The sequence below is a fragment of the Klebsiella sp. CN_Kp097 genome (assembly GCF_040064495.1).
Taxonomy (GTDB): domain Bacteria; phylum Pseudomonadota; class Gammaproteobacteria; order Enterobacterales; family Enterobacteriaceae; genus Klebsiella; species Klebsiella aerogenes.
Genome location: NZ_JBEAIL010000019.1, coordinates 67872 through 93987, shown reverse-complemented (window position 1 = coordinate 93987; position 26116 = coordinate 67872). Strand labels below are relative to the sequence as shown.

At 55.1% G+C, this 26116-nt stretch carries 20 protein-coding genes; 9 read left to right on the top strand and 11 right to left on the bottom strand.

What is annotated here, in order from left to right; translation table 11 throughout:
• Positions 1-3 precede the first annotated feature (3 nt).
• Positions 4-2289: an ATP-binding protein gene (locus ABLV07_RS16770; RefSeq protein WP_047045317.1), complete on the bottom strand. Its 2286-nt coding sequence runs from the start codon at positions 2287-2289 to the stop codon at positions 4-6.
• 189 nt (positions 2290-2478) lie between these two features.
• On the opposite strand from ABLV07_RS16770, the gene ABLV07_RS16765 reads away from it, so the two are divergent.
• The 3 genes from ABLV07_RS16765 to ABLV07_RS16755 are packed head-to-tail and all read left to right on the top strand — an operon-like array spanning position 2479 to position 5966.
• Positions 2479-3999, top strand: coding sequence for a sugar ABC transporter ATP-binding protein (locus ABLV07_RS16765; protein ID WP_045367893.1), 1521 nt, complete (start codon positions 2479-2481; stop codon positions 3997-3999).
• On the top strand, positions 3996-4994 hold the full coding sequence (locus tag ABLV07_RS16760; protein WP_015368708.1) for a putative carbohydrate ABC transporter permease: 999 nt from the start codon (positions 3996-3998) through the stop codon (positions 4992-4994). The genes ABLV07_RS16765 and ABLV07_RS16760 overlap by 4 nt, the downstream gene beginning before the upstream one ends.
• A 30-nt stretch (positions 4995-5024) precedes the next feature.
• Positions 5025-5966: an ABC transporter substrate-binding protein gene (locus ABLV07_RS16755; RefSeq protein WP_015368709.1), complete on the top strand. Its 942-nt coding sequence runs from the start codon at positions 5025-5027 to the stop codon at positions 5964-5966.
• 32 nt (positions 5967-5998) lie between these two features.
• Here ABLV07_RS16755 and ABLV07_RS16750 read toward each other — a convergent pair whose 3' ends face one another.
• Positions 5999-6733, bottom strand: coding sequence for a response regulator transcription factor (locus tag ABLV07_RS16750; protein WP_045362674.1), 735 nt, complete (start codon positions 6731-6733; stop codon positions 5999-6001).
• A 272-nt stretch (positions 6734-7005) separates the two neighbouring features.
• Here ABLV07_RS16750 and fdhF point away from each other — a divergent pair, with 272 nt between their 5' ends.
• Both fdhF and ABLV07_RS16740 read left to right on the top strand, forming a co-directional pair.
• A complete protein-coding gene (gene fdhF, locus ABLV07_RS16745; RefSeq protein WP_080624900.1) occupies positions 7006-9153 on the top strand; it encodes a formate dehydrogenase subunit alpha in 2148 nt (715 codons plus the stop codon).
• 200 nt (positions 9154-9353) lie between these two features.
• Positions 9354-10037, top strand: coding sequence for a tetratricopeptide repeat protein (locus ABLV07_RS16740; RefSeq protein WP_026612428.1), 684 nt, complete (start codon positions 9354-9356; stop codon positions 10035-10037).
• Positions 10038-10072: 35 nt separating this feature from the next.
• On the opposite strand, the gene gltP is transcribed toward ABLV07_RS16740, so the two are convergent.
• The gene (gene gltP, locus ABLV07_RS16735; protein ID WP_015368716.1) at positions 10073-11383 is read right to left on the bottom strand and encodes a glutamate/aspartate:proton symporter GltP; all 1311 of its coding nucleotides are present in this window, start codon (positions 11381-11383) and stop codon (positions 10073-10075) included.
• A 414-nt stretch (positions 11384-11797) separates the two neighbouring features.
• Here gltP and acs point away from each other — a divergent pair, with 414 nt between their 5' ends.
• The 3 genes from acs to actP all read left to right on the top strand — a co-directional run bounded on the left by acs (position 11798) and on the right by actP (position 15905).
• Positions 11798-13756 (top strand): acetate--CoA ligase, encoded by a 1959-nt coding sequence (gene acs, locus ABLV07_RS16730; protein ID WP_032709622.1) that lies wholly within the window; start codon positions 11798-11800, stop codon positions 13754-13756.
• A gap of 188 nt (positions 13757-13944) precedes the next feature.
• Positions 13945-14259 carry a DUF485 domain-containing protein gene (locus ABLV07_RS16725; RefSeq protein WP_015704068.1) on the top strand — a complete coding sequence of 105 codons (315 nt, stop codon included), beginning with the start codon at positions 13945-13947 and terminating at the stop codon, positions 14257-14259.
• Complete coding sequence (gene actP, locus ABLV07_RS16720; RefSeq protein WP_015704067.1) at positions 14256-15905, top strand: cation/acetate symporter ActP; 1650 nt, start codon at positions 14256-14258, stop codon at positions 15903-15905. Before ABLV07_RS16725 ends, actP begins: the two co-directional genes overlap by 4 nt.
• Positions 15906-15946: 41 nt before the next feature.
• Here the strand turns inward: actP and ABLV07_RS16715 are convergent, their stop codons facing one another.
• The 7 genes from ABLV07_RS16715 to ABLV07_RS16685 all read right to left on the bottom strand — a co-directional run bounded on the left by ABLV07_RS16715 (position 15947) and on the right by ABLV07_RS16685 (position 23104).
• Positions 15947-17038, bottom strand: a complete 1092-nt coding sequence (locus ABLV07_RS16715; RefSeq protein ID WP_171830015.1) for a type 1 fimbrial protein — start codon at positions 17036-17038, stop codon at positions 15947-15949.
• 21 nt (positions 17039-17059) lie between these two features.
• Complete coding sequence (locus tag ABLV07_RS16710; RefSeq protein WP_015368722.1) at positions 17060-17629, bottom strand: fimbrial protein; 570 nt, start codon at positions 17627-17629, stop codon at positions 17060-17062.
• Between the two features lie 34 nt (positions 17630-17663).
• The gene (locus ABLV07_RS16705) at positions 17664-20249 is read right to left on the bottom strand and encodes a fimbria/pilus outer membrane usher protein (protein ID WP_348853870.1); all 2586 of its coding nucleotides are present in this window, start codon (positions 20247-20249) and stop codon (positions 17664-17666) included.
• Positions 20203-20892: a fimbrial assembly chaperone gene (locus ABLV07_RS16700; RefSeq protein WP_045412667.1), complete on the bottom strand. Its 690-nt coding sequence runs from the start codon at positions 20890-20892 to the stop codon at positions 20203-20205. The genes ABLV07_RS16705 and ABLV07_RS16700 overlap by 47 nt, the downstream gene beginning before the upstream one ends.
• A gap of 56 nt (positions 20893-20948) precedes the next feature.
• The gene (locus ABLV07_RS16695; RefSeq protein WP_162619017.1) at positions 20949-21509 is read right to left on the bottom strand and encodes a fimbrial protein; all 561 of its coding nucleotides are present in this window, start codon (positions 21507-21509) and stop codon (positions 20949-20951) included.
• A gap of 502 nt (positions 21510-22011) precedes the next feature.
• A complete protein-coding gene (locus tag ABLV07_RS16690; RefSeq protein ID WP_015368726.1) occupies positions 22012-22701 on the bottom strand; it encodes an LrgB family protein in 690 nt (229 codons plus the stop codon).
• Entirely contained in the window at positions 22694-23104 is a 411-nt protein-coding gene (locus ABLV07_RS16685; protein ID WP_015368727.1) for a CidA/LrgA family protein, read from the bottom strand. The genes ABLV07_RS16690 and ABLV07_RS16685 overlap by 8 nt, the downstream gene beginning before the upstream one ends.
• A 103-nt stretch (positions 23105-23207) precedes the next feature.
• On the opposite strand from ABLV07_RS16685, the gene ABLV07_RS16680 reads away from it, so the two are divergent.
• Positions 23208-24089, top strand: a complete 882-nt coding sequence (locus tag ABLV07_RS16680; protein WP_015368728.1) for a LysR family transcriptional regulator — start codon at positions 23208-23210, stop codon at positions 24087-24089.
• Positions 24090-24419: 330 nt separating this feature from the next.
• Here the strand turns inward: ABLV07_RS16680 and ABLV07_RS16675 are convergent, their stop codons facing one another.
• On the bottom strand, positions 24420-26066 hold the full coding sequence (locus ABLV07_RS16675; protein ID WP_015368729.1) for a Na+/H+ antiporter: 1647 nt from the start codon (positions 26064-26066) through the stop codon (positions 24420-24422).
• Positions 26067-26116: the final 50 nt, after the last annotated feature.

Sequence of the window (26116 nt, the reverse complement as noted above, 5' to 3'; positions counted from 1 at the left end):
ATCTCAAATCCGCGCCATCGCCGCACGCAACGCCTGCGCCAGCTGCGTGCGGGTGAAAGGCTTGCGCAGTCGTTCAACCTCAGGCAACGCCGGATTATGCGCAGGGCGCAAATCCTGGCCGCTAATCAATAGCAGCGCCACCGCCGGGAAGCGGCGTTGCGCTTCGTGAATGACCTCGGCGCCGCTCAGCCCCCCAGGGAGCATTAAATCGCTGATCAACAACGCGATATCCCCGGAGGCCGCCAGCATCTGCAGCGCTTGCTCGCCGCTTTGTGCCTCCAGCGTCATCCAGCCAAGCTGATGCAGCTGCTCGCATAACGTCTGGCGCACATCGGCTTCATCCTCAAGCACCAACGCCAGCCGCTCGCCGCTCACCATCGGTTCGCTAACCAACGGCGTTCGTTCATCCTCCGCCGCTGCCGTGGCTCGCGGTAGCTGCAAACGAACGGTGGTGCCCTGCCCCGGCGCGCTTTCAATCGCCACGCGCCCGCCCGACTGGCGCACAAAACCGTACACCATCGACAGCCCAAGACCGCTGCCGCTACCGGTCTGTTTGGTGGTAAAGAAGGGCTCGAAAACCTGCGCTTTTATCTCCTGCGACATGCCGCAGCCGTGGTCAATCACCTCCAGCGCCACCATATCCTGACGCCGTCCATCGCTACGGGTGACCCGCTGGTTCCAGGTTCGTAGCGCGATAACGCCTGACCGCCCCTCCATAGCGTCGCGGGCGTTCATCACCAGGTTGATAATCGCGTTTTCCAGTTGTCCGACATCGATCCACGCCGGCCAGGCAGGCGACTGCGCTTCTATTTCGAGACGCAACGATGCGGGGAGCGAATGACGCATCAGTTCGCAGACATTCTCCAGCAACGGCTGCAGCGCCACCGCCTGCGGGTTCAGCGCCTGTTTACGCGAAAAGGCCAGCAACCGCTGAGTAAGTAAGGCGCCGCGTTCGGCAGCCTTCAGCGCCCGCGATATCCGCGGCGCATCGCGCTCATCCGGCTGTACCAGTTCGAGGCTGCCGATAATCACCGCCAGCAGGTTGTTAAAATCGTGCGCCAGGCCGCCGGTAAGCTGGCCGACGGCTTTCATTTTTTGGCTATGCAGCAGCGCCTCCTCCAGCCCCTGTCGCTCAAGGCGGTCGATCTCCATCTGGGTGGTTTTCTCCCGCAGCAGGCGGGTGGTGTGTTCAAGGGAAGCGGTATTGCGAGCGAAAACGTTAAAGGCGCGCGCCAGTTCGCCAAGCTCATCACGCCGTTGCAGGGCCGGCACCGTCACGTTCTGCTCGCCGTGCGCCAGCCGCGACATCGCGCCGGATATCGCGTTCAGATTGAGGCCAAGATTACGATAGATATACCAGCCAGCGCACCCGGTGATCGCCAGCGCCAGCAGCGCGGCCAGCAGGATAAACGTGCTGATGGAGCGCAACTGCTGGTGGCTTTGCGCCGCTCGCGCCTCCGAAGCTTGAGCGACTCTGGCAACATATTGATTAATATCGCCATTAAGCAGCGCAACCAGCGCTTTGATATGAAACATATACCAACCGATCGCCAGATCGCTCTCTTCAAGCTGCGCCGATAGCGGCGCCAGCCGCGCCAGTTCGGCGTTGAAATCCGGCAGGATAAAGGCCAGCGCAGAATCGCTATCGTTGCGCGGTAAAAAGCGTCTGATGTCATCGAGCTGCAGGACGATCGAGCGCGGCGTCGCAGTGTGTATCGCGGCGACGATCAACCGGTCCATCTCGTTTAAACGCTGAGGATCGATCGCCGCTTTACCATCGCGATCGTTGAGATCCTGCAAATGGCGCAAATAGCTCTGGTTTTGATACAGCGCGCTCAGCAGTTCATTGCGCTGCAGATGGCGGCGTTGCCCGCGTTCCAGCATGCCGGCGACACTCTGCTGCAGCTCGTTGCTACGACGAATAATGCTCGCTACCAGCGCCAGTTCCTGCCGGGCCAACGGCGCCGAGGCCAACTGGCCCAACGAATGCTTCAGCGCCTGTTGGGTTTCCAGCAGCCGTTGCGCTTCGCTTTTATACTCCAGCGCGCCAACCACCTGCGACAACCGCACCGCCGCGGTAGCGACGTTAGCGGTATCACGCGCCAGATTCATACTGCCGTTCATGTCGCTAAGCGTTTGCAGCTGCACCTGCTCCTGCAACTGACTGGCATGGCGAAAACCGAAAATCGCCACTCCGGCGACCATTAACGTCACCGCCACCATCAACAAGTTAAATGACAGCAGGCGACCGCGGGCGCTAACGAAAAAGTACGGATGGCGAGAAGGCATGGCGACTCCGGTCAGGCGTTTTCTCCCATCATTCCCGTACTGTCGCCGAAGGTGAAGAAAATTTCTCGGCGTAATTGTGATCTGCATTAACTATTCAAAAATATGACAATTATGAATGGCCGATGACATCACTCATTTACGTTGCGGTGATGAAGTGCCGACATCGACAACGCAGCCAGGAGAGCAGGCATGCAGGGAACACCGGTGCTATCCATGCGCAACATCGCCAAAGTTTTCGGCAAATTTTATGCGCTGAAAGGGGTGGATCTGACGGTCTGGCCCGGCGAGATCCACGCGCTGATGGGCGAAAACGGCGCGGGAAAAAGCACGTTGATGAAGATCCTCGCCGGCGCCTATACCGCCTCCAGCGGCGAGATCCTGATCGACGGACAACCGCAGACGATCAGAGGCCCGAAAGATGCGCTGGCGGCAGGGATTACGCTTATCTATCAGGAGATGCAGCTGGCGCCGAATCTCACCGTCGCGGAAAACATTTTCCTCGGCAGCGAGCTTTCCCGCGGCGGTCTGGTACAGCGTAAAGAGATGGAGTCCCAGGCGCAGGCGGTTATCGACCGGCTCGGCGCGCAGTTCAAAGCCAGCGACCGGGTGATGAAGCTGACTATCGCCGAACAGCAGCAGGTGGAAATCGCCCGCGCGCTGCATCGCAACAGCCGCATTCTGGTGATGGATGAACCTACCGCCGCCCTCTCCTCGCGAGAAACTCAGCGCCTGTTTGAGCTGATTTTACGCCTGCGCGATGAAGGGATGGCAATCATCTATATCAGCCACCGCATGGCCGAAGTGTATGAACTCTCCGACCGGGTCAGCGTGCTGCGCGATGGCCAGTATGTCGGCAGCCTCACCCGCGACCACCTTAGCGCCCCCGAATTAGTGCGCATGATGGTTGGCCGTCCGCTTAGCGATCTGTTCAATAAAGAGCGCGATATCCCGCGCGGCCAGCCGCGCCTGCGGGTGCAGGATCTCAGCGACGGCGGCAAAGTGCATCCCAGCAGTTTGGTGGTGCACGCCGGGGAAATCGTTGGCCTCGCCGGGCTGGTCGGCGCCGGGCGTTCCGAACTGGCGCAGCTGATTTTCGGCGTCCGCAAAGCCACCGCCGGGGTGATTGAAATCGACGGCGAACCGGTGGTTATTCACTCGCCGCGCGAAGCTATCGACCTCGGGATCGGCTTTCTGACCGAAAACCGTAAGGAACAGGGGCTGTTTCTCGAACTGGCGGCGCAGGAGAACATCACCATGGCGACGCTTGAGCGCGACGCCAACTGGGGAATGCTCGACCGTAAGAAGGCGCAAACCATCTCCGATGACGCCATCCAGCTGCTGAACATCCGCGTCCCGCATGCTCAGGTGCGCGCCGGCGGGCTTTCCGGCGGCAATCAGCAAAAGCTGCTGATTTCACGCTGGGTGGCGATCGGCCCGCGCATTCTTATCCTGGATGAACCGACCCGCGGCGTTGACGTCGGCGCCAAAAGCGAGATTTACCGCATCATGAATCAGATGGCCCGCCAGGGCGTCGCCATTTTAATGATCTCCAGCGAATTGCCGGAAATCGTAGGCATGAGCGACCGGGTATACGTGATGCGCGAAGGCGCTATCGCCGGCGAGTTGCAGGTTGGCGAGATCAGTCAGGAAAGCATTATGACGCTGGCGACCGGCGTGAACGATTCTCACCTAAAGGCAGGACAAGCATGAGCATACCGAAAGAGACCTCCGCGCCGGCGGCGAAATCCGCCTCGGCAAAAAAAATGCTGATGGGCGACCTGATGCAAACCGTCGGCATCCTGCCGATTTTAATCCTGATCGTCGCGGTGTTCGGCTTCGTCGCGCCGAACTTCTTTACCGAAAGCAACCTGCTGAATATTACCCGCCAGTCCTCCATCAACATCGTGCTGGCGGCGGGGATGACCTTTATTATTCTTACCGGCGGTATCGATCTGTCGGTGGGGTCAATTCTCGGCACCACTGCGGTTGCGGCGATGGTGGTATCGCTCATCCCACCATTCGCGATGCTGTCGATTCCGGCGGCTCTGATGCTCGGCCTGCTGCTCGGTCTGTTCAACGGCGCGCTGGTGGCCTTCGCCGGACTACCGCCGTTTATTGTCACCCTTGGCACCTACACCGCGCTGCGCGGCGCCGCCTATCTGCTGGCCGACGGCACCACTGTGATTAACTCCGATATTAGTTTTGAATGGATCGGCAATAACTATCTCGGCCCGGTGCCGTGGCTGGTGGTGATAGCGCTGGCGGTCGTGGCGGTATGCTGGTTTATCCTGCGCCGCACCACCCTCGGTATTCATATTTACGCCGTTGGCGGCAACATGCAGGCGGCGCGGCTGACGGGGATTAAAGTCTGGCTGGTGCTGCTGTTCGTCTACGGCATGAGCGGGCTGCTTTCCGGGCTCGGCGGGGTGATGAGCGCCTCGCGGCTGTACAGCGCCAACGGCAACCTCGGCGTCGGCTATGAGCTGGACGCCATTGCCGCGGTGATCCTCGGCGGCACCAGTTTCGTCGGCGGTATAGGCACCATCACCGGTACGCTGGTGGGGGCGCTGATTATCGCCACCCTCAACAACGGCATGACGCTGATGGGCGTCTCCTACTTCTGGCAATTGGTGATCAAAGGGGCGGTGATCATCATAGCGGTGCTGATCGACAAATACCGTACCCGACACCATCAAAGTGCATAACAACAACATCTTACCTGCGAGGAAAAGCGAATGCGTTTAAAACCGATAGTGACCGCGCTGTGTGCCGGCGCGCTGCTGGCCGCCTCCCCTTTTGCGTCGGCCAAAGATCTACAAGCGATAGGCGTGACGGTGGGCGACCTCGCCAACCCGTTCTTCGTGCAAATCACCAAGGGGGCCGAGCTGGAAGCGCGCAAGCTGGCGGGGGATAAAGTGAAGGTCACGCTGGTGTCGAGCGGCTACGACCTGGGGCAGCAGGTAGCGCAGATCGATAACTTTATCGCCGCCAAAGTCGATATGATCATCCTCAACGCCGCTGATTCAAAAGGTATCGGCCCGGCGGTGAAGCGGGCGAAAGAGGCCGGGATCGTGGTGGTGGCGGTTGACGTCGCCGCCGAAGGCGCCGATGCCACCATCACCTCCGATAATACCCAGGCCGGCGCGATGGCCTGTAAATACATTAGCGATCGCCTGAACAACAAAGGCAACGTGGTGATTATCAACGGGCCGCCGGTTTCCGCGGTGCAGAACCGCGTTGAAGGCTGCGAAACCGAATTCAAAAAACATCCGGATATCAAAATCCTCTCTGCCAACCAGAACGCGAAAGGCAGCCGCGAAGGCGGGCTGGAGGTGATGACGTCGCTGCTGGCAGCTAATCCGAAGATTGACGGCGTGTTCGCGATTAACGATCCGACGGCGATTGGCGCCGATCTGGCGGCGAAACAGGCGCAACGTAATGAGTTCTTTATCGTGGGCGTCGACGGCAGTCCGGACGGCGAAGAGGCGCTGAAGCGTAAAAATTCGCTGTTCGTCGCCACGCCGGCGCAGGACCCGCAGGTCATGGCGGCGAAGGCGGTGGAAATCGGTTATGACATTCTGCAGGGCAAGCCCGCGCCAGCCGCGCCGGTGCTGATCCCGGTGAAAATGATCGATAAAAATAACGTCAGCAGCTACAAGGGCTGGACGGTGAAATAACGCGGCAAAGCGGCGCCGGGTCTCTTTTCGCCCTACGCCGCTTTGTCGTTATGGATAACGTCAGCGGCGAAAACGTAGCCCAGCCCGCGCAGGGTTTTAATCAAGGTGGGCTGATGCGGATTGACCTCAACTTTACGCCGCAGGCGCATGATCAGCACATCGATCGTGCGGTCGAATACCTCCATGCTCTCATTATGGGTCAGCGCCAGCAGCTGTTCACGGTTCAGAACCCGGCGGGCGTTTTGCGCCAGCGCCAGCAACAATCCATACTCCCCCTGGGTTAACGCCACGCTCTGCTGTTGGGGATTAAACAGCTCACAGCGGCGGGTATCCAGCCGCCAGCCGTTAAACAACAGCCCATGCTCCCCGCCCGGCACGAGGCTTTCCGCGCCGATCGCCCCGCTGCGCCGCAGCACCGCCTTGACGCGCGCCACCACTACACGGGCATTAAACGGTTTGGCGATGTAATCGTCGGCGCCCATTTCCAGCCCGACCACCACATCCGATTCGCTTCCCAGCCCGGAAAGCATTATCACCGGTAGCTCAGGCCGCGTGCGCTGCAGCTGTTGTAACACCAGCAATCCATTGGTATCCGGCAAGATCATATCCAGCAGCACCAGCGCGATATCTGCGCGCCGGGCGACCGTCGCCAGCGCTTCGCCGCCGTTCTGGCAGGCCACCACCTCGAACGCGTGGGCGCCGAGCACGTCGCTCAGCAGCTCGCAGATCGCGGCGTCATCATCAATCACCAAAATGACCGGTTTCATGGTTTACCTCTGCCAGGCGGGAATAGTGTCAGTCTGGTCGATTGTGCAAGCGGGCGACGACAAATCCATTTTTCGCTGCCGTTTTTATAATCGGCGTCACATCTCCAGGCTTTTCGTCACGTCAAAACTGACGATGACCTGTTTTTCGTCAGCATTTCGCCCAAAAAAGCCGCGTACTATCCGTCAATACCCACAATGAAAACATGGCATAGAAGATGCATAGTGACGGTCGATTGCGCGTCAGCGCTAATTGATTAACTGGAGCAAAACCGATGAAAAAAGTCGTCACGGTTTGCCCGTATTGCGCATCAGGTTGCAAAATCAACCTGGTGGTCGATAACGGCAAAATCGTCCGGGCTGAGGCGGCGCAGGGGAAAACCAATCAGGGCACCCTGTGTCTGAAAGGCTATTATGGCTGGGACTTCATTAACGATACCCAGATCCTGACCCCGCGTCTCAAAACCCCCATGATCCGTCGCCAACGTGGCGGCAAACTGGAAGCCGTCTCCTGGGATGAGGCGCTCGATTACGTCGCCACCCGCCTTGGCGCCATTAAAGAAAAATATGGCCCGGACGCGATCCAGACCACCGGCTCCTCCCGTGGTACCGGTAATGAAACCAACTACGTGATGCAAAAATTCGCGCGCGCCGTTATTGGCACCAATAACGTCGACTGCTGCGCTCGCGTCTGACACGGCCCTTCGGTTGCAGGTCTGCACCAGTCGGTCGGTAACGGCGCCATGAGTAATGCCATCACGGAGATTGATAACACCGACCTGGTGTTTATCTTCGGTTACAACCCGGCGGATTCCCACCCTATCGTGGCGAATCACGTCATTAACGCCAAACGCAACGGGGCGAAAATCATCGTCTGCGACCCGCGCAAAATTGAGACCGCGCGCATCGCCGACATGCACATTGCGCTGAAGAACGGCTCGAATATCGCGCTGCTCAACGCCATTGGCCACGTCATTATTGAAGAGGATCTGTACGATAAATCCTTCGTCGCCAGCCGTTCCGAGGGCTTCGAGGAGTATCGCAAAATCGTCGAAGGCTACACGCCGGAGTCGGTGGAAGAGATAACCGGCGTCAGCGCTCAGGAGATCCGCGCCTGCGCCCGGATGTACGCCAGCGCCAAATCCGCCGCCATCCTGTGGGGCATGGGCGTCACCCAGTTCTACCAGGGCGTGGAGACCGTGCGGTCGCTGACCAGCCTCGCGATCCTTACCGGCAACCTCGGCAAGCCGAGCGTCGGCGTCAACCCGGTACGCGGGCAGAACAACGTCCAGGGCGCCTGCGACATGGGCGCACTGCCGGATACCTATCCGGGCTACCAGTACGTTAAGTTCCCGGAAAACCGCGAGAAGTTTGCCAGAGCCTGGGGCGTCGACAGCCTGCCGGAACATACCGGTTATCGCATCAGCGAGCTGCCGCACCGCGCCGAACACGGCGAAGTCCGCGCGGCGTACATTATGGGCGAGGATCCGCTGCAGACCGATGCCGAGCTTTCTGCGGTGCGCAAGGCGTTTGAACAGCTGGAACTGGTTATCGTCCAGGATATTTTCATGACCAAAACCGCCGCCGCGGCCGACGTCATCCTGCCGTCCACCTCGTGGGGCGAGCACGAAGGCGTGTATACCGCAGCGGACCGCGGCTTCCAGCGCTTCTTTAAAGCGGTGGAGCCGAAGTGGGACCTGAAAACCGACTGGCAGATCATCAGCGAAATCGCCACCCGGATGGGCTATCCGATGCACTACAACAACACCCAGGAGATCTGGGATGAGTTGCGGCATCTGTGCCCGGACTTCTACGGCGCCACCTATGAGAAAATGGGCGAACTCGGCTATGTCATGTGGCCATGCCGCGATGAGTCCGACGCCGACCAGGGGACGTCGTATCTGTTTAAAGAGAAGTTCGATACCCCGAACGGGCTGGCGCAGTTCTTCACCTGCGACTGGGTCGCGCCGATCGATAAGCTCACCGACGAGTATCCGATGGTGCTCTCAACGGTGCGCGAGGTCGGCCACTACTCCTGCCGTTCGATGACCGGCAACTGCGCGGCGCTGGCAGCGCTGGCGGATGAACCGGGCTATGCGCAAATCAACACCGCCGACGCCGAACGGTTAGGCATCGAAGATGAAGCGCTGGTGTGGGTCAATTCGCGTAAGGGCCGCATCATCACCCGCGCGCAGGTCAGCGATCGACCGAATAAAGGCGCGGTGTACATGACCTACCAGTGGTGGATCGGCGCCTGTAACGAGCTGGTGTCGGAGAACCTGAGTCCGATAACCAAAACGCCGGAGTACAAGTACTGCGCAGTTAACGTTGAGCGGATTGCCGATCAGCGCGCGGCGGAACAGTACGTAATCGAGGAGTACAACAAGCTGAAAGCCCGCCTGCGCGAAAGCGCGATGGGTTAAGGTTCGACGGCCTTACCCGATATCCGGGCCCTTCCCCGGTGGCGCTTACGCTTACCGGGGCTACCAACCGAATACCGAACCGTAGCCCGGATAAGGTGCTATGCGCCGCTATCCGGGTATTCACCCCGCTAATTCCCGCCATTTTCTTCTTTTCCGCCGCCCTTTATACTGCGGGGGTCTCCCTTACTGATAATAAAAAAATGAAATACCTCTATTTACTGCTGGCGCTGACAAGCTTCGCCGCAGACGCTGCGGATCCGGGCAGCCAATACCAACAGCAGGCCGAAGCTGGCGACCCACGCGCGCAGTTTTATCTGGCGGATACCTGGGTTAGCTCCGGCAACTATCAACAGGCTGAATACTGGGCGCAGAAAGCGGCGGCGCAGGGCGATGGCGACGCGATGGCGCTGCTGGCTCAGCTTAAAATCCGTAACCCGCAGCAGGCCGACTATCAACAGGCCCGACAGCTAGCGGAAAAATCCGTGCAGGCCGGCAGCAAGGCTGGCGAGATTATCCTCGCCCGCGTGCTGGTCAATCAGCAGGCTGGCCCCACCGATTATGCGCACGCCATCAGGCTGCTGCAGGATGCGGCCAAAGATGAAGAGAGCGACTCAGCCGTCGATGCGCAGATGCTGCTGGGGCTTATCTACGCCAGCGGCGTGCTGCCGCCGGAAGATGACCTCAAGGCCGCGCAGTACTTCAAAGGCAGCTCGGCGCTTTCACGCACCGGCTATGCCGAATACTGGGCAGGGATGATGTTCCAGCAGGGAGAGAAAGGTTTTATCGAACCAAACCCGCAAAAAGCGCTGCACTGGCTTAACGTCAGCTGTCAGGAGGGGTTTGATACCGGATGTGAAGAGTTCGACAGGATAACCAAAGGCTAAAAAAAGCCCGGCGCGAATGGCCGGGCTCTGACATCTTATTGGGCGGTTTTATCAAACTTGCCCAGCACTTCGCGTTCATACGCCAGCGCTTTCTTGCGATCAAACTTATGTTCCCACTTGGCGATAACCAGCACCGCCAGCGCGTTGCCGACCACGTTCAGCGCGGTACGCGCCATATCGAGGATACGGTCGACGCCGGCAATAAACGCCAGCCCTTCCAGCGGGATCCCCACGCTACCCAGGGTCGCCAGCAGCACCACGAAGGAGACGCCCGGTACACCCGCGATGCCTTTCGAGGTCACCATCAGCGTCAGCACGAGAGTGATTTCCTGCCACAGGGAGAGGTCGATACCGTACAGCTGGGCGATGAAGATCGCCGCGATGCTCTGATATAGCGTCGAACCATCGAGGTTAAAGGAGTAGCCGGTCGGCACCACGAAGCTGGTGATGGAGGCCGGCGCGCCGTAGGCTTCCATTTTCTCAATGATACGCGGCAGCACGCTCTCGGAGCTCGCCGTGGAATAAGCCAGAATCAGCTCATCTTTAAGGATACGAATCAGGATCCAGATGCTCAGCCCACATACCCGCGCCACGATACCCAGCACCACCAGCGCGAAGAACAGAATCGCGAAGTAAACCAGGATAACCAGCTTAGCCAGCGGCCACAGCGAAGCGAAGCCGAAGGTGGCGACGGTCACCGAGATCAGGGCAAAGACCCCGACCGGCGCATAGCGCATTACCATGTGCGTCACTTTGAACATGGTTTCAGAGATAGAACGGAAAACGGTGACCAGCGGTTCGCGATGGGTCGCCGGCAATGAAGAGAGGCCCAGACCGAACAGCACCGAGAAGAAGATAATCGGCAGCATATCGCCTTTCGCCATCGAGGCGACGATATTGGTCGGCACCAGCGACAGGATAGTCCCCATCAGGCCATGAGCGTGGCTCTGCACCTCTGCGGTGGTGTTCTGATATTTCGAGATATCGACCGCCGCCAGCTGCGACATATCAATGCCGCTGCCCGGTTGGAAGACGTTCGCCAGGGTGATCCCCAGCACAATCGCCACCGTGGTGATCACTTCAAAATAGATAATGGTCTTGGCGCCGATGCGGCCCAGTTGCTTGGCGTCGCCTACACCCGCAATGCCCACCACCAGCGTCGAGATGACAATCGGGACGACAATCATTTTAATCAGGTGGATAAAGATATCGCCCGCCGGGGTCAGGAGGTTTGAGATTAACCAATCACGGCTTTCGGCGTGGTAATGCAGGTAGCTGCCCAGAAGTATGCCAAGCACCAGGGCTAGCAAAATCTGCCAGGCCAGGCTGACTTTTGTTTTTTTCATCACTACTGACTTCCTCAATGAAAGGCACCATTCCGGGAGGTAATGGCACCCACTGAAAGGGGTATGAATTGTGTTGCGTTGCTTTATGGGGTTATTTAACGCGCAATATCAGTATCATTTGCACGGCATGCTGCGCAAGCCTTTAAGAACAGGGCTTTCCTCTGGTTTTCTGCATAAACCCGCCCATTTCAGCGCATTACATTGCATAAGTATTTGTTATAAAAAATATTTAACACATTCAGTTTCTATAAATCCACGCTGTAAATTATTTCACTTCAAAGTTTCATTTGATTGAATTTCATTCAGTTTAATCAATGCGTGATCTGCCCCCCAAATAGTAAACAAAGCTCATAAAGCCCCTATTCTTAACGGTTATTTGACATATATTTAACAAGTTAAAGGAGAAAAAAAGCCATGAGCCAAATACATAAACACCCTATTCCCGCAGAGATTGCGGAACATTGCCTGATGAATCCGCAACAGTACCAGGTGAACTACCAACAATCCATCAGCAACCCAGATGCCTTCTGGGGTGAGCAAGGCAAAATCCTCGACTGGATTAAGCCCTATACGCAGGTAAAAAATACCTCTTTCGCCCCGGGAAACATCTCCATCAAATGGTATGAAGATGGCACCCTGAACCTCGCGGCCAACTGTCTCGACCGCCATCTGCACGAGCGCGGCGACCAGACCGCGATCATCTGGGAAGGCGACGACGCCAGCCAGAGCAAAAACATCACTTATCGCCAGCTCCATCGCGATGTTTGCCGTTTTGCCAACGTATTGCTCGATCTGGGCATTAAAAAAGGCGATGTCGTTGCTATCTATATGCCGATGGTGCCTGAAGCCGCCGTCGCCATGCTGGCCTGCGCGCGCATCGGCGCTATCCATTCGGTTATCTTCGGCGGCTTTTCGCCGGAAGCGGTTGCCGGACGCATTATCGACTCCAGCGCTCGCCTGGTGATCACCTCTGACGAGGGGTTACGCGCCGGTCGCGCCATCCCGCTGAAGAAAAACGTCGATGATGCGCTGAAAAACCCGCACGTCACCAGCATCGAGCACGTAGTGGTACTCAAACGCACCGGCGGCAAAATCGACTGGCAGGAAGGTCGCGACCTGTGGTGGAGCGATCTGATTGAAAAAGCGGATGACCAACATGAAGCGGTGGAAATGAACGCCGAAGACCCGCTGTTCATCCTCTATACCTCCGGCTCGACCGGCAAGCCGAAAGGCGTGCTGCACACTACCGGCGGCTACCTGGTGTATGCGGCGACTACCTTCAAATACGTCTTTGATTATCATCCGGGCGATATCTACTGGTGCACCGCCGATGTGGGCTGGGTCACCGGTCACAGCTACCTGCTGTACGGCCCGCTGGCCTGCGGCGCCACCACGCTGATGTTTGAAGGCGTGCCAAACTGGCCGACCCCGGCGCGCATGTGCCAGGTAGTGGATAAACATCAGGTCAATATTCTGTACACCGCGCCGACGGCGATCCGCGCGCTGATGGCGGAAGGCGACAAAGCTATCGAAGGTACCGATCGTTCCTCACTGCGCATCCTCGGCTCGGTCGGCGAGCCGATTAACCCGGAAGCCTGGGAGTGGTACTGGAAGAAGATCGGCAACGAAAAATGCCCGGTGATGGACACCTGGTGGCAGACCGAAACCGGCGGCTTCATGATCACCCCGCTGCCGGGCGCCACCGAACTGAAGGCCGGTTCCGCCACGCGTCCGTTCTTCGGCGTCCAGCCGGTACTGGTGGACAACGAAGGGACGCCGCTGGAAGGCGCGACCGAGGGCAACCTGGCGATCGCCGACTCCTGGCCTGGCCAGGCGCGTACCCTGTTTGGCGATCATGAACGCTTCGAGCAGACCTACTTCTCAACCTTTAAAAATATGTACTTTAGCGGCGACGGCGCCCGTCGCGACGAAGATGGTTACTACTGGATCACCGGTCGCGTCGATGACGTACTGAACGTCTCCGGCCACCGTCTGGGCACCGCGGAAATTGAATCCGCGCTGGTTTCGCATCCGAAAATCGCCGAAGCGGCGGTGGTCGGTATTCCGCATAACATCAAAGGCCAGGCCATCTACGCCTACGTGACGCTGAATCACGGCGAAGAGCCGACGCCGGAGCTGTATGCCGAAGTACGTAACTGGGTACGCAAAGAGATTGGCCCGCTGGCGACGCCGGATGTACTGCACTGGACTGACTCGTTGCCGAAAACCCGCTCCGGCAAAATCATGCGCCGTATTCTGCGTAAGATTGCTGCTGGTGATACCAGTAATCTCGGGGATACCTCGACGCTGGCCGATCCGGGCGTAGTGGACAAACTGCTCGAAGAGAAGCAGGCCATTGCGATGCCGTCATAACCTTAACCTATTCCCTACCCCCTCTCCCTCTTAGGAGGGAGAGGTTAAAAACATAAACTCCCCCCAAGGATTCTATTCAGCAGGAAAGCGGTAAATCAGCGACGACTCGACGCAATAGCGTCGGGCGAGTCACTGTTGCCGACGGATAGCCGATGGATGACATAAGGGTTACCTCTGGAGACGCGAAGATGAATGAACAAATTTGTCAGCGGATAGAAAATAGTGCGCATTTCAGGGAGTTAGTTGCATCACGGCAACGGTTTGCCGCCATTCTGTCAGTCATTATGTTGGTCATTTACGTAGGCTTTATTTTGCTTATCGCCTTCGCGCCCGGCTGGCTGGGGACGCCTCTGCATGAAGGCACCAGCGTGACCCGCGGCATCCCTATTGGTATCGGCGTCATTATTGTGTCCTTCGTCCTGACCGGGATTTACGTCTGGCGGGCAAACGGCGAATACGACAAGTTGACCAAAAGCGTGATCAGCGAGGTGCAAGCATCATGAAAAAAGTCCTGACGGCGCTTGCCGCCACGCTCCCTTTCGCCGCTAACGCCGCCGATGCCATTACCGGCGCGGTGCAGCGTCAGCCGACCAACTGGCAGGCGATTATCATGTTCGTGATTTTCGTCGCCCTGACGCTGTACATCACTTACTGGGCGTCAAAACGCGTACGTTCGCGCAGCGATTACTACACCGCTGGCGGCAATATTACCGGCTTCCAGAACGGGCTGGCGATTTCCGGCGACTTTATGTCCGCGGCCTCGTTCCTCGGCATTTCGGCGCTGGTCTACACCTCCGGCTACGATGGACTGATCTATTCGCTCGGCTTCCTCGTCGGCTGGCCGATTATTCTGTTTCTGATCGCCGAACGCCTGCGTAACCTCGGCCGTTACACCTTTGCCGACGTAGCATCTTACCGCCTAAAGCAGGGGCCGATCCGCACCCTCTCCGCCTGCGGTTCGCTGGTGGTTGTGGCGCTGTATCTGATCGCGCAGATGGTTGGCGCCGGTAAGCTCATCCAGTTGCTATTCGGCCTCAACTACCACGTTGCGGTGGTGCTGGTCGGCGTGCTGATGGTGTTGTACGTGCTGTTCGGCGGCATGCTCGCCACCACCTGGGTACAGATTATCAAAGCGGTCCTGCTGCTGTTCGGCGCCAGCTTTATGGCCTTTATGGTAATGAAGCACGTCGGCTTCAGCTTCAATAATCTGTTCGCCGAAGCGATGGCGGTGCATCCGAAAGGGGCGGCGATCATGAGCCCCGGCGGGCTGGTGAAAGACCCCATCTCGGCGCTATCGCTCGGTCTCGGCCTGATGTTCGGTACCGCGGGTCTGCCGCATATTCTGATGCGTTTCTTCACCGTGAGCGACGCCAAAGAAGCGCGTAAGAGCGTGTTCTACGCCACCGGTTTCATGGGCTACTTTTATATTCTTACCTTTATCATCGGCTTCGGCGCCATCATGCTGGTGGGAGCGAATCCGGCGTTTAAAGACGCCGCCGGTCAGCTTATCGGCGGCAATAATATGGCGGCGGTGCATCTGGCGGATGCCGTCGGCGGTAATCTGTTCCTTGGCTTTATCTCGGCGGTGGCTTTCGCCACGATCCTGGCGGTAGTCGCCGGGCTGACGCTGGCGGGGGCATCGGCGGTCTCTCATGACCTGTATGCCAACGTGTTCAAGAAAGGGGCGACCGAACGTGAAGAGCTGAAAGTGTCGAAAATTACCGTGCTGATCCTGGGCGTGGTGGCGATTCTGCTGGGGATTTTGTTCGAAAACCAGAATATCGCCTTCATGGTCGGCCTGGCGTTCTCTATCGCCGCCAGCTGTAACTTCCCGATTATCCTGCTGTCGATGTACTGGTCGAAGCTGACCACCCGCGGCGCGATGATCGGCGGCTGGCTCGGCCTGCTCACTGCGGTGATTTTAATGATCCTCGGCCCGACCATTTGGGTGCAGATCCTTGGTCACGAGAAAGCGGTCTTCCCGTATGAATACCCGGCGCTGTTCTCCATCGCCATCGCTTTCATCGGCATCTGGCTGTTCTCGATTACCGATAACTCCGCCGAAGGGATGCGCGAGCGCGAGCAGTTCCGCGCTCAGTTTATCCGTTCGCAAACCGGTATCGGTATCGAACGCGGTCAGGCGCACTAAGTGTATCAGCCTCTTCCTCGCCTTGAGGAAGAGGCTGTGTTTTAGTTATAGGTAAAGGTTATCACCCCGCTCGCATTTGCCGGCCCCGCCGTCACCTCAGCCCCCGTCTTATAATAGTTGGCGGAAAACGATAATGTCTGCAAAGCGGTAGCTCCGCCGGGGCTATCAGGGTTGGTAAAGACGGTATAACCGGCATCCGCGTCGCTATTGGTCACCGTCGTGCGGCTTGAAGAATACAAACTGATATCCGTATTCAACGGTAGCGCCTCGCCATTCAGATTGAGCTGGACGCCAACACCGGTGGCGACATTGCTATCTGCTGTCAGCGCCATCACCGTGTTATCAGGATTATCACCGCCCGCTTGTGCCGCCGTCACCCGCATCGAGACGTTAGTGCCCGGTTCGCAGGAGAGCGTGACCGACTGCCGAGCTGAGCCCACTTTCGTCGCTGAATTAAACGCCGAAGCGCTGACCGTACCCATCTCGAAGTTCAGCCCCGAGCTATTGGTTACACAGCCCATCGGGGTCAGTTGAATCGTGGTGGTGCCGCTAATATGCAGTTGCGAAATCACGATAGTGCCTGTGCTATCTTTCGCAGAAACCGTAGCGATCGGATCGGTCAAAGACAGTTTACTATTTGTCGCTATTGGACCGCCTGTCGCCACTAACTGCAGCTGGTAAGCGGGTGAATAACTGGTTGAAGCATAATAATCCAGTACCCCGGAAGGTTTACCAAGATAGTAATTAGCATCACCAATAAAATGCGTCTGATAGTCACTACTGAAATCACCACTATCGCCGTCATATTCCCCGGTAATGTTTAGCCAGACTTTGACTCTCAATCCAACGCCTTGTAACGAGGTGGTATAGATATTATCACCGATTAAACTACCTGCATTATTTGAGGCCCACTGAAAGAGAGCGTAGATATCTCCTTTACAATTAGTTAGAGCGGTTGACGAATGAGTTATTTTTCCTGAGTCATATAATACTGTTCCGGCTGAGTAATTCCCGGCACTAACTAAAATCTTCTCAGGTAAATTAGTCATGGATATATCACCGTAATTTTCCCCGCCACACCCCCAGCTAAACTCAGTAAACAGGAACAGAGCTAGCCAGATAAATTTTTTCATGCATCCTCCTGCATGTAATAGTTATTTATAGGTGACATCAAAGGTCGCGGTAAATCCCACAATGCCAGCACTAATTTTTCCGTAGGGCGAATACATTCTGGCGATCATGTTAAATGTATGAGCGCCAGCACTATCATCAAACGTATAAACATACCGATCGTTCGGCCCTAATGGCTGGTTATCCGCCTGGCTTAGCAGTTGCATTCCGACACCGCTGGCCCCATCACTACCGGTTTGATAGTTTTTATAAATTGAAGCATGGGCATCATCAAAATAGGAGCCACTGAAGGATAAGGTGACCGTAGAGATTCCCGCGGAGCAGTTACTAAACTCAAGCTTAACCGGCGTGCTTTCCCCACTAGAACCCGCTTTACCGGTAAGCGTTTGATACGACACCGTGCCTAGATCAATGGTGGTAGAGGGTTTTATTTCAACGTTACAGGATGGCTCCTCAATGTTTCCGGAAACATTAAAATTGAGCGTACTTGAATCCTCATAGGCGAAAACTGGTGGCGAAATAACAAACAACCCACAGATTAAATAACCTAATAAACAGATCAAGATACCGCCAATATTTTTAACATCACCCATTATAAAACCCCATTGCTTTGAGCAATTGCATAAATTAATGACACAGTGTTTGATAAAAAATAATCTCCTGGCTTTTTTCTCTACCCGTCAAATCATAGTTTGCGCGGCATTGTTCATTGTCTCCCTCACCCCATTTCACCAGCATGGTTCCTTTTTGCTGAAGCCCTGTCATATAAACCTGCCCGTCATCACCAACAATATTGCTGCGAATATCCTGGCGCCGTTGCGGCTGTTTTTCTAAAGTCACAATAGCGCCGAACGGCGCGACGCCGGTCCGCGTCTTTAAAGTGACCATCGCTTTCGCTCCAATATAAGTATCGTATTGCACTCTCACTATCGCGTTGCGCGTCGGTACCACGTTTTTCACCACATTATCGATCTCCGCACCTGCAATCTGCTGTTCATCCAATGACAGGTTATTAATATGGTACGGCCGAATATATGGCACAATTGCGTAACCTGTGGAATCGGTAGTGACATTGGTTTGTCCGCGTACCGCCACATCACCCACACCGGGCGTGGCAATCAGGGCGGAACTCTCGCCGAGGAATCGGGAAAGCGTGAGTCCACCGGCGTGGGCGATCATGCCCCCGCGTAATGAATAGTTATAATGGTTGCTATAATGGTCATAGCCGTAACCGCCGGAAATATCCCCTCTGGAACTCTGATAATCCACGCCAATATTTCCGGAAGTGCTTTTATTACTGGCGTTATAACCTTGCTGAATATTCCAGTTAAGCGATCGATCCGCCAGCATCATACCGTTCAGTCCTACGCTGTGGGTAGTGTCGCTGGTACGGCCGGAGCTCATGCTGTAGTTAGATGAGAGACTCTCGCCGAGCGGCAGAGACAGCGTTAAAGACACAAGGGTATCGCTGTCAGGTTTAGTCTCGGTACTATTTTCGCTACTTTGCACGTTTCGGTTATATGAGTAATTAATAAAATACGAGACTTTTCCCACAGACCCGCTATAGCCAATACCCAGGGACTCCATTCGCGAACTATCCCAGTAGGTTTCATTGACTAAAGAAAGCGACAGAGAACCGTGTCCAAATAGTGATTGCGATATTGAGGCATCAAAGCGCCCTTTTTTCCGGCCATTTAAGGTACAACAATCGCGGTCATTTGAGGCATTATCGATAAAATCCTGAAAGGAGTAATATCCCGCGGTAGAATAGCGATAACCCGCAACCGAAAAATTAGTTCCCGTCTGTATAAAGCTCTTACTAAAGCGCAGACGTAAGGATTGTCCTTTTTTTTGCGATAACGTAGAACGGGTTTCGTTTTGTTTAATATCTGCCAATGACTGAGAAGCGTCAAACGACAACGCGCCAATACTGCCTAAGTTAAAACCAGAACCCATTAATATATTAGTATATTTATCTTCAGCCTGTTGCAATCCAGCATATAACGTAATATTGCTTGAAACGCCGTATGCCGCTGTCGACTGGATAAAATTATATTCTTTATCGCCAGAACTGGTCGCGCGCGTTTTTCCGCTACTAAAGGCATAGTCCAACTGCCCCTCTCGCTGCAAAATGGCAAGCGACGCATAAGGCACAATAAAATTTTGCTCACTACCATCGGACTCTTTAATATTAACGTTGAGATCGCCTGCGCTCCCCGTTGAATAAAGATCCTTAATCTCGAAGGCCCCGGGGGCAACCGTTGTTTTATAGATACTGTAACCATTCTGATAAACGGTGACCTCAGCGGTAGTACGCGCGATACCTTTAATCGTTGGCGCGAAACCATGCAGACTGTCCGGCAGCATTTCCTTATCAGAGCTTAGTTGCAGACCAGTAAAATTCATACTGTCATATATACCTGATGAGGTATACGTATTACCCAGAACGAATTGGCTTCTCAAGGTATGAATATCGCGAGCAAGATAGCTATACACCGATTGCCAGTGGCTGCCGCCATCGCCATGATCAAACGAGCTATAGTTGCGAAGACGCCACGGCCCCAGATTTATACCAGGCTGTAAACTCGCAAACTGACTTTCGGTGGCGCTACCGCCGTGCCGCGGTGTATTCCATTGCCCCGACAAACTGTAGTTAAGCAAACCCGCGTTTATTCCTTGCTGCCACTGTTCTTCCGGAACATAGTCTCCAGGGCGATTAAGCAACGCCGCCTGCGGCACGGAAAGTGCGAGGCGCTGCTGCGATAACGATACGGAGTATTCAAGGCCAGGAATAACAGACAGACGGGCACAATGCGTTGCCATATCCGTTAACTGCGGATAACGCTCGGTATTAATCGACCATGATCTTAACAGCTCAACGCCAATGCAGGGTTGAACCTTTATCTGCTGGTTATCCGTGTTTTTTTTAAATTCAACAACCTCGGAAGATATATATTTATCATTAATATAAATATCCAGATTATAACTACCGGGAGGAATCGTATCCTGAGATAACCAGGATAAATCCACAGCGGTAGCACTACTTTCAGTCACTTCCAGTAAATGAGGGTTGAAGTATTCTCCGGCTTGCGCGCCAGAACTTAGGGTAGTAACGTATAGCAGAAATGCTACTCCGATATACCCCGGAGTCTGAAACAGAGCAATGCTACTGTATGATTGCGGAATATTTTTTCCCTGCCATGCCATAATCATTAATCACGCTCCATGTGATTTCTTTACTTCCCGCAGAGGATAAAACAGCTTTTGCCGGTATTTTTAACGTAGAAAATGGTGCAACGAACCATATTCCAGATATATTCTGACCACTAATCTTTATTTGTGAGAAGTTCATATACAATGGTGAATAATTTATAACACTATAAAAATTGCTATCGCGGCGCCATTGTAATTTATCCGCATAGTTTTCTGGTATTTGGCCCTGTAGTTCTTTTGGACGATAAATAAGTTTAATTTTAGAGTTAATGGCAAACTGCACCGTATTTTTATCTGGCACATTGTCCATCGCGGGTATGCCTTTAACATTTAACCAGAGCATAGACTCGCGATCTGTTGGCAATGGTTTCCCTGAGCGCACGATCCGGACAAATCCTTTCTCTCCCGAATTTAATCGAAATAGCGGTGGTGTAATAATAAAAGCGTCTTTTACTGGCGATGACGTATCAACGACAGAAAGCCAGGACTGAACAATATTAGTAGTATTATCTTTATTATCAACACCAACCACCGTACTCTCTTTGGCGCCATCAAATATCACACGAGTCGCGCCCACCACCACGCTCGCTTGTGCATTCGAAAAAGTTAGCAATAAGCTAATAAAGAATAAACAATTTCTCATATATCCATAATAAAGGGGAATCGACACCCAGCTCCCCTTTCTCCGTATAAAATAAATTAATAGTAAGTCACGTTATAGGTAACTGTCGTATTTACCGTACCTTTCGTAGGATCAGAAGCGCCTGACTTGACCATTTTCACAGTAAAGGGAATAGTCGCTGCCCCGGATGAAATATCGACATCGGCACCTTCTTCGTTATTTTTCAGCAGATTACCCTCGTTATCAAAAATGGCGACCGCAACGCCGGAAGCAGCAGAACTCGTGGCCTGGTTTTTGAAGTAATCACTGTTCGCAGCATCTGCCTCGCCACCGAAGGTGATGCGGGCGACAGCGTTGCCCCCTTCTTCAGTAGCAGGACAGTTAGCGAGTGAAAATGAAAAATTCTTCGCCGCACCAAAGGTATTCGCTTTCAAGTCCGCTACTGAAGTGGTACCCATTTCGATAGATGTCACTCCACCATCAATTGTTGCGGTACAGGTGGTATCAGAAACGGTACCGTTGAAAGTAATAGTATTCGATGCAGCTTGTGTAAAAGTCGACAGCATGCAGGAGGCAGAAATTGCCAGCGCGCTTAACGCATATTTCTTACTAATTTTCATATGAATTCCCATATCCATTTTAAATGACAATCAATCCGTCAATTGCTTCATGCAGGTATATTAGAGAATGGAATTCAATATTCGCATTACAAATGCGTCATGCAAATAATGATAAGATCAATTTATACCCGTCATACTTCAAGTTGCATGTGCGTTGGCTTTCCTGCAACTCGAATTATTTAGGGTATATTTCACTACGTGGTCACTCATAGAATCCATTCAATAATAATAGCCCACGTAAAAAGAATATCGTGCAGAAAATATTTTTCAATAAGAAGAGCTAACATCACTTATTAGCTGAGATTCATCACCTGTCATCACACAATATAAAACCATAAACATCAACCAATTAGATACACTTTCAGCCATAAAGAAAGTTAATGCATTTTGATGGATTCGGAATAAAGCCTAAACACTTTAAATATCAATTAAGCCAAACGTCTTATATATACGTAGTTTCTTAAATCATTCTAATATCAGCAGCCTTACCTGCTGCACTTTGAGGTAAAACTGCTGAATATTAAAATATTGCCCAGCGTACTAGCGGCGCCGCCAGAACCATTACCACGCCGGAGAGCATCATTACCAGGCTGGCGACCACGCCCTCCTGCTGGCCGAGTTCGTAGGAGCGGGCAGTCCCGGCGCCGTGCGATGCTGCGCCGAACCCAGCCCCTTTCGCCATTCCGGCGCTGATCGACAGGCGTAAGAACAGCACGTCGCCAATCGCCATGCCAAAGACTCCGGTAACCACCACAAATAACGCCACCAGATCCGGTTGGCCGCCGAGCGGTTTCGCTGCCGCCAGCGCAAACGGAGTGGTCACCGAGCGTACCGCCAGGCTTCGCTGGATCTCATCAGAAAGAGTAAATAGACGCGCGAGCCAGACGGAAGTGGTCACCGCCACCACCGAAGCCGTCACGACACCGGCGGTCAACGACATCCAGTGACGCTTAATAATCGCTATGTTGTCATAGACCGGTACGGCGAAGGCGATGGTGGCCGGCCCCAATAACCACAATAGCCAGTGCGACTCGCCCATATAGCTCTGGTAGGAAATATGACCAAAGACGAGGATCAGCACCAACAGTACCGGTGTGAGCACCAGCGGCATCAACGGCAGTTTGTGGAAGCGGCGATAGAGGCGTTTATTGGCGAAATAGAGCCCGAGGGTGACCGCCAGGCACAGCACGCTCAGGGTAAAATCACTCATCTTTCAACCTGCTCACTTCATAGCGATAGACCTTATCCACTACCCAGGCCGTGGCGCCCAGTACCATGGTGGTGCTTAGCCCGATGACGAGGAAGATGCGCCAGCCGTCTATCATCAGCAGTTGCGCATAGTTAACGACAGCAACCACCGCCGGGACGAAAAACAGCAGCATCTCCGCCAGTAGCCAGCGCGCGCCTGCACGCACCCAGTTTAGCGGTATCACCCGGCAGACGATAAGCATCAGCAGCATCAACATGCCGACAAGATTGGCAGGAAGCGGGAGATGTAGCCAATTAACCAGATATTCAGCGCAGACAAACAACCCGGCATAGAGCAGTACCTGAACCGGTACCTGAAGACGTTGCATCACGAAAGGCGCAACACGTGCTGGCGCGAAGGCCATGAGCGGAATTCCCTAAAAATAAGTCAGGGGTGCAGTATAGAGAGCCGCCCTTGCGGACAGAAATGAATTAAAATCATCACAGGTATAGTCTCAGGGAATAATCATGGATATACGTACGTTGCGGTATTTTGTCGAAGTCGTCCGCCAGCAAAGCTTTACCCGCGCGGCGGAGAAGCTCTTCGTCACGCAGCCCACCATCAGCAAGATGCTCAAAAATCTGGAAGACGAGCTCAATTGCACCCTGCTTATCCGTGATGGCCGTAAGCTGTTGTTAACCGATACCGGCCGGGTAGTGTTCGAACGCGGGCAGGCGATACTCGGCGAATTCAGCCAGTTAAAAGCCGAGCTCAGCGACATCAACCATCTAAATAAAGGCGTGCTGCGCCTGGGGATCCCGCCGATGGTCGGCATGTTGATGGCCGAGCCCATCAGCCGCTTTCGCCTGCGTTATCCCGGCGTGGAGCTGAAAATTTCCGAGTTCGGCGGGTTGACGGTGCAGCAGGCGGTTAGCAACGGCGAACTCGATCTGGCGATGACCGCGCTACCGGTCGATGAGGCCAGCGCTCTGACCACGCTATCGCTCTTCAGCCATCCGCTCTGCGTCCTCGTACCGAAGACGGCGCAGTGGCAGGGTATCACCTCGATCTCGCCGCAAAAGCTGGCGCAGCATCCGTTGGTTATCTACAACGAAGATTTCGCCCTCAGCCAGCAACTGATGCGCCTGTTTGCCGAGCATGACGTGAAGCCGCGTATCGCCGTGCGCAGCGGCCAGTGGGATTTTCTGGCGGCGATGGTGCAGGCAGGCATTGGCGTGGCGATTTTGCCGGAGCCGATTTGCCAGCGTCTTGACGCTGAGGATTTTTACTGGATCCCGCTGGAGAGCGAATTACGTTGGGAATTAGGGATGATCTGGCGGGAAGGAGTGTATATGTCGCGCAGCGCCCAGGCGTGGCTGGAGTGCAGTAAGTCGTTTTGGCTGGAGTAACTCCCCGGTCGCGCTAACGCTTACCGGGGCTACATATAGACTGTCGATACTGTTATCGGTTGGCAACTTTTTAAGGATTTTTCCCGGAGGCGGCGCATTGCGCCTTCTCCGGGCTACCAAATCGCACAGCGCTGTAGCCCCGGTAAGCGGCAGCGCCACCGGGGGATTTTGAGGCCATTGGTACCGGCAGTTTCAGCCAGCATAGTGAATAAATTAAAGGCAGGCCGCACGGACCGTAGGACCGAAGGTCGGGTAAGGCGTTAGCCGCTACCCGACAAAAAACGGCACCGCGAGTAGTCCCGATAAGCGTCGCGCTTACCGGGGCGAAGGTTACTGATCTTCGATTAACAGCGCTTCTAACAGGTCGAGATCGTGCAGCAGTTTCTGCAACGTCTCGTTGCTGATTTGCCGCGTCGCGCGCAGGTGGTACAGCTCGCCGCGTTCCGAACGCAGCGCCGCCAGACGGAAACGGCGCTCAAGGCTCTCTTCCAGCATCGAGGTTTCGACATCGTTACGCCCATCTACGCGGCGACGCAAATTACCGATGACACGCGAACTCACCTCGGTCAGCAGTTGGTTGTCGATATTCTCTTTGGTATCCGCCGCCAGGCGTTCTTCCATTTTCTGAATCGCGACAATCGCCACATCCGCCGTCGCGGCGCGCGCCAGACGCTCTTCTTTGCGCTGCTGTACGTGGTCGGTGGACTCAATACGCCGCAGCAGAATCGGCAACGCGATCACCCCGACAAACAGGGAGAAAAGAATCACCCCGGCGGCAAGGAAAATAAGCTCGTAACGCGCCGGGAAGACGTTGCCGTCCGGCAGCAGTAGCGGAATCGATAGCACACCGGCGAGGGTAATCGCCCCGCGCACCCCGGCGACGGAGGAGATCAGCAGCTCGCGGGTGGTCCAGGAGCCAAACTCCATCGGTTTCTTCTTCAGGAAGCGCTGGCTAAGCTTACGCATCGTCCACAGCCAGCCGAAACGCACCAGCATCAGCGCGGCGTAAATCAGCACGATATCGGTGAACAGCATCCAGGTTTCAACGTTCGGATCGGCTTCCGCCGCTACCAGCGAGCTCGACAGGATATCCGGCAGTTGCAGGCCCAACAGCAGGAACACCATGCCGTTAAACACGAACTCCAGCATGGCCCAGGTACTGTTGGCGCGCAGGCGCATAGCCAGCGGCGCGGTACGCATCACCCCGGAACGGGTGATGGTCATACCCGCGGCCACCGCCGCCAGGATCCCGGAGAAACCGATATGTTCGGCAATCAGGTAGGAAGCGAACGGCAGCAGGAACAGCAGCACAATTTGCGTTGCCGGTTCATCGCCGCCCCAGCGGCTGAGGAAACGCATTGAGCGGCCATACAACCAACTGACCACAAAACCGGCCAGGATGCCGCCAATCGCCACCTTCAGGAACTCAACGGTTGCGCCGCCAATGGTGAACACCATCGTCCCCATCGCCACGGCAACGGCAAATTTTAACGACACCAGGCCAGAGGCGTCGTTCATCAGCGCTTCGCCCTGCAGGATGCCCATGATTTTCTTCGGTATCCGCCCTTCGCCGACAATACCGGACAGCGCCACGGCATCGGTCGGCGACAGCACCGCCGCAAGGGCGAACGCCGGAACCAGCGGGATCCCCGGCACAATCCAGTAAATCAGGAAGCCGATACCAACCACGGTAACCACCACCAGAGCCAGCGCCAGGCCGAAGATTTCCCGCCCGTGCTCGATAAATTCGCGGGTCGGCGTTTTCCAGCCATCGGCAAATAGCAGCGGCGGAATAAACAGAACGAGGAAGAGTTCAGGGTCGAACTCGACGTGCAAACCAAAGGTTGGCCAGGCTAACAGCGCGCCGATGGCGATTTGCATTAACGGTAGTGGAACCTGAAAGGGCAGTACGCGTGTAACCACCCCGGAGAGTGAGACCACAAGGGTCATGATGAGTATGGTGAAGAATATTTCCATGTGTTCCCTGTTTGCTGCGTTTTCTTTTTTTACATCTGAGGCGTCATGTC

What these genes read in the sequence shown, in the direction of transcription:
- ABLV07_RS16770 (WP_047045317.1), bottom strand. Translation starts at nt 2,289, where the DNA reads ATGCCTTCTCGCCATCCGTACTTTTTCGTTAGCGCCCGCGGTCGCCTG.
- ABLV07_RS16765 (WP_045367893.1), top strand. Translation starts at nt 2,479, where the DNA reads ATGCAGGGAACACCGGTGCTATCCATGCGCAACATCGCCAAAGTTTTC.
- ABLV07_RS16760 (WP_015368708.1), top strand. Translation starts at nt 3,996, where the DNA reads ATGAGCATACCGAAAGAGACCTCCGCGCCGGCGGCGAAATCCGCCTCG.
- ABLV07_RS16755 (WP_015368709.1), top strand. Translation starts at nt 5,025, where the DNA reads ATGCGTTTAAAACCGATAGTGACCGCGCTGTGTGCCGGCGCGCTGCTG.
- ABLV07_RS16750 (WP_045362674.1), bottom strand. Translation starts at nt 6,733, where the DNA reads ATGAAACCGGTCATTTTGGTGATTGATGATGACGCCGCGATCTGCGAG.
- ABLV07_RS16740 (WP_026612428.1), top strand. Translation starts at nt 9,354, where the DNA reads ATGAAATACCTCTATTTACTGCTGGCGCTGACAAGCTTCGCCGCAGAC.
- gltP (WP_015368716.1), bottom strand. Translation starts at nt 11,383, where the DNA reads ATGAAAAAAACAAAAGTCAGCCTGGCCTGGCAGATTTTGCTAGCCCTG.
- acs (WP_032709622.1), top strand. Translation starts at nt 11,798, where the DNA reads ATGAGCCAAATACATAAACACCCTATTCCCGCAGAGATTGCGGAACAT.
- ABLV07_RS16725 (WP_015704068.1), top strand. Translation starts at nt 13,945, where the DNA reads ATGAATGAACAAATTTGTCAGCGGATAGAAAATAGTGCGCATTTCAGG.
- actP (WP_015704067.1), top strand. Translation starts at nt 14,256, where the DNA reads ATGAAAAAAGTCCTGACGGCGCTTGCCGCCACGCTCCCTTTCGCCGCT.
- ABLV07_RS16715 (WP_171830015.1), bottom strand. Translation starts at nt 17,038, where the DNA reads ATGAAAAAATTTATCTGGCTAGCTCTGTTCCTGTTTACTGAGTTTAGC.
- ABLV07_RS16710 (WP_015368722.1), bottom strand. Translation starts at nt 17,629, where the DNA reads ATGGGTGATGTTAAAAATATTGGCGGTATCTTGATCTGTTTATTAGGT.
- ABLV07_RS16705 (WP_348853870.1), bottom strand. Translation starts at nt 20,249, where the DNA reads ATGATTATGGCATGGCAGGGAAAAAATATTCCGCAATCATACAGTAGC.
- ABLV07_RS16700 (WP_045412667.1), bottom strand. Translation starts at nt 20,892, where the DNA reads ATGAGAAATTGTTTATTCTTTATTAGCTTATTGCTAACTTTTTCGAAT.
- ABLV07_RS16695 (WP_162619017.1), bottom strand. Translation starts at nt 21,509, where the DNA reads ATGGATATGGGAATTCATATGAAAATTAGTAAGAAATATGCGTTAAGC.
- ABLV07_RS16690 (WP_015368726.1), bottom strand. Translation starts at nt 22,701, where the DNA reads ATGAGTGATTTTACCCTGAGCGTGCTGTGCCTGGCGGTCACCCTCGGG.
- ABLV07_RS16685 (WP_015368727.1), bottom strand. Translation starts at nt 23,104, where the DNA reads ATGGCCTTCGCGCCAGCACGTGTTGCGCCTTTCGTGATGCAACGTCTT.
- ABLV07_RS16680 (WP_015368728.1), top strand. Translation starts at nt 23,208, where the DNA reads ATGGATATACGTACGTTGCGGTATTTTGTCGAAGTCGTCCGCCAGCAA.
- ABLV07_RS16675 (WP_015368729.1), bottom strand. Translation starts at nt 26,066, where the DNA reads ATGGAAATATTCTTCACCATACTCATCATGACCCTTGTGGTCTCACTC.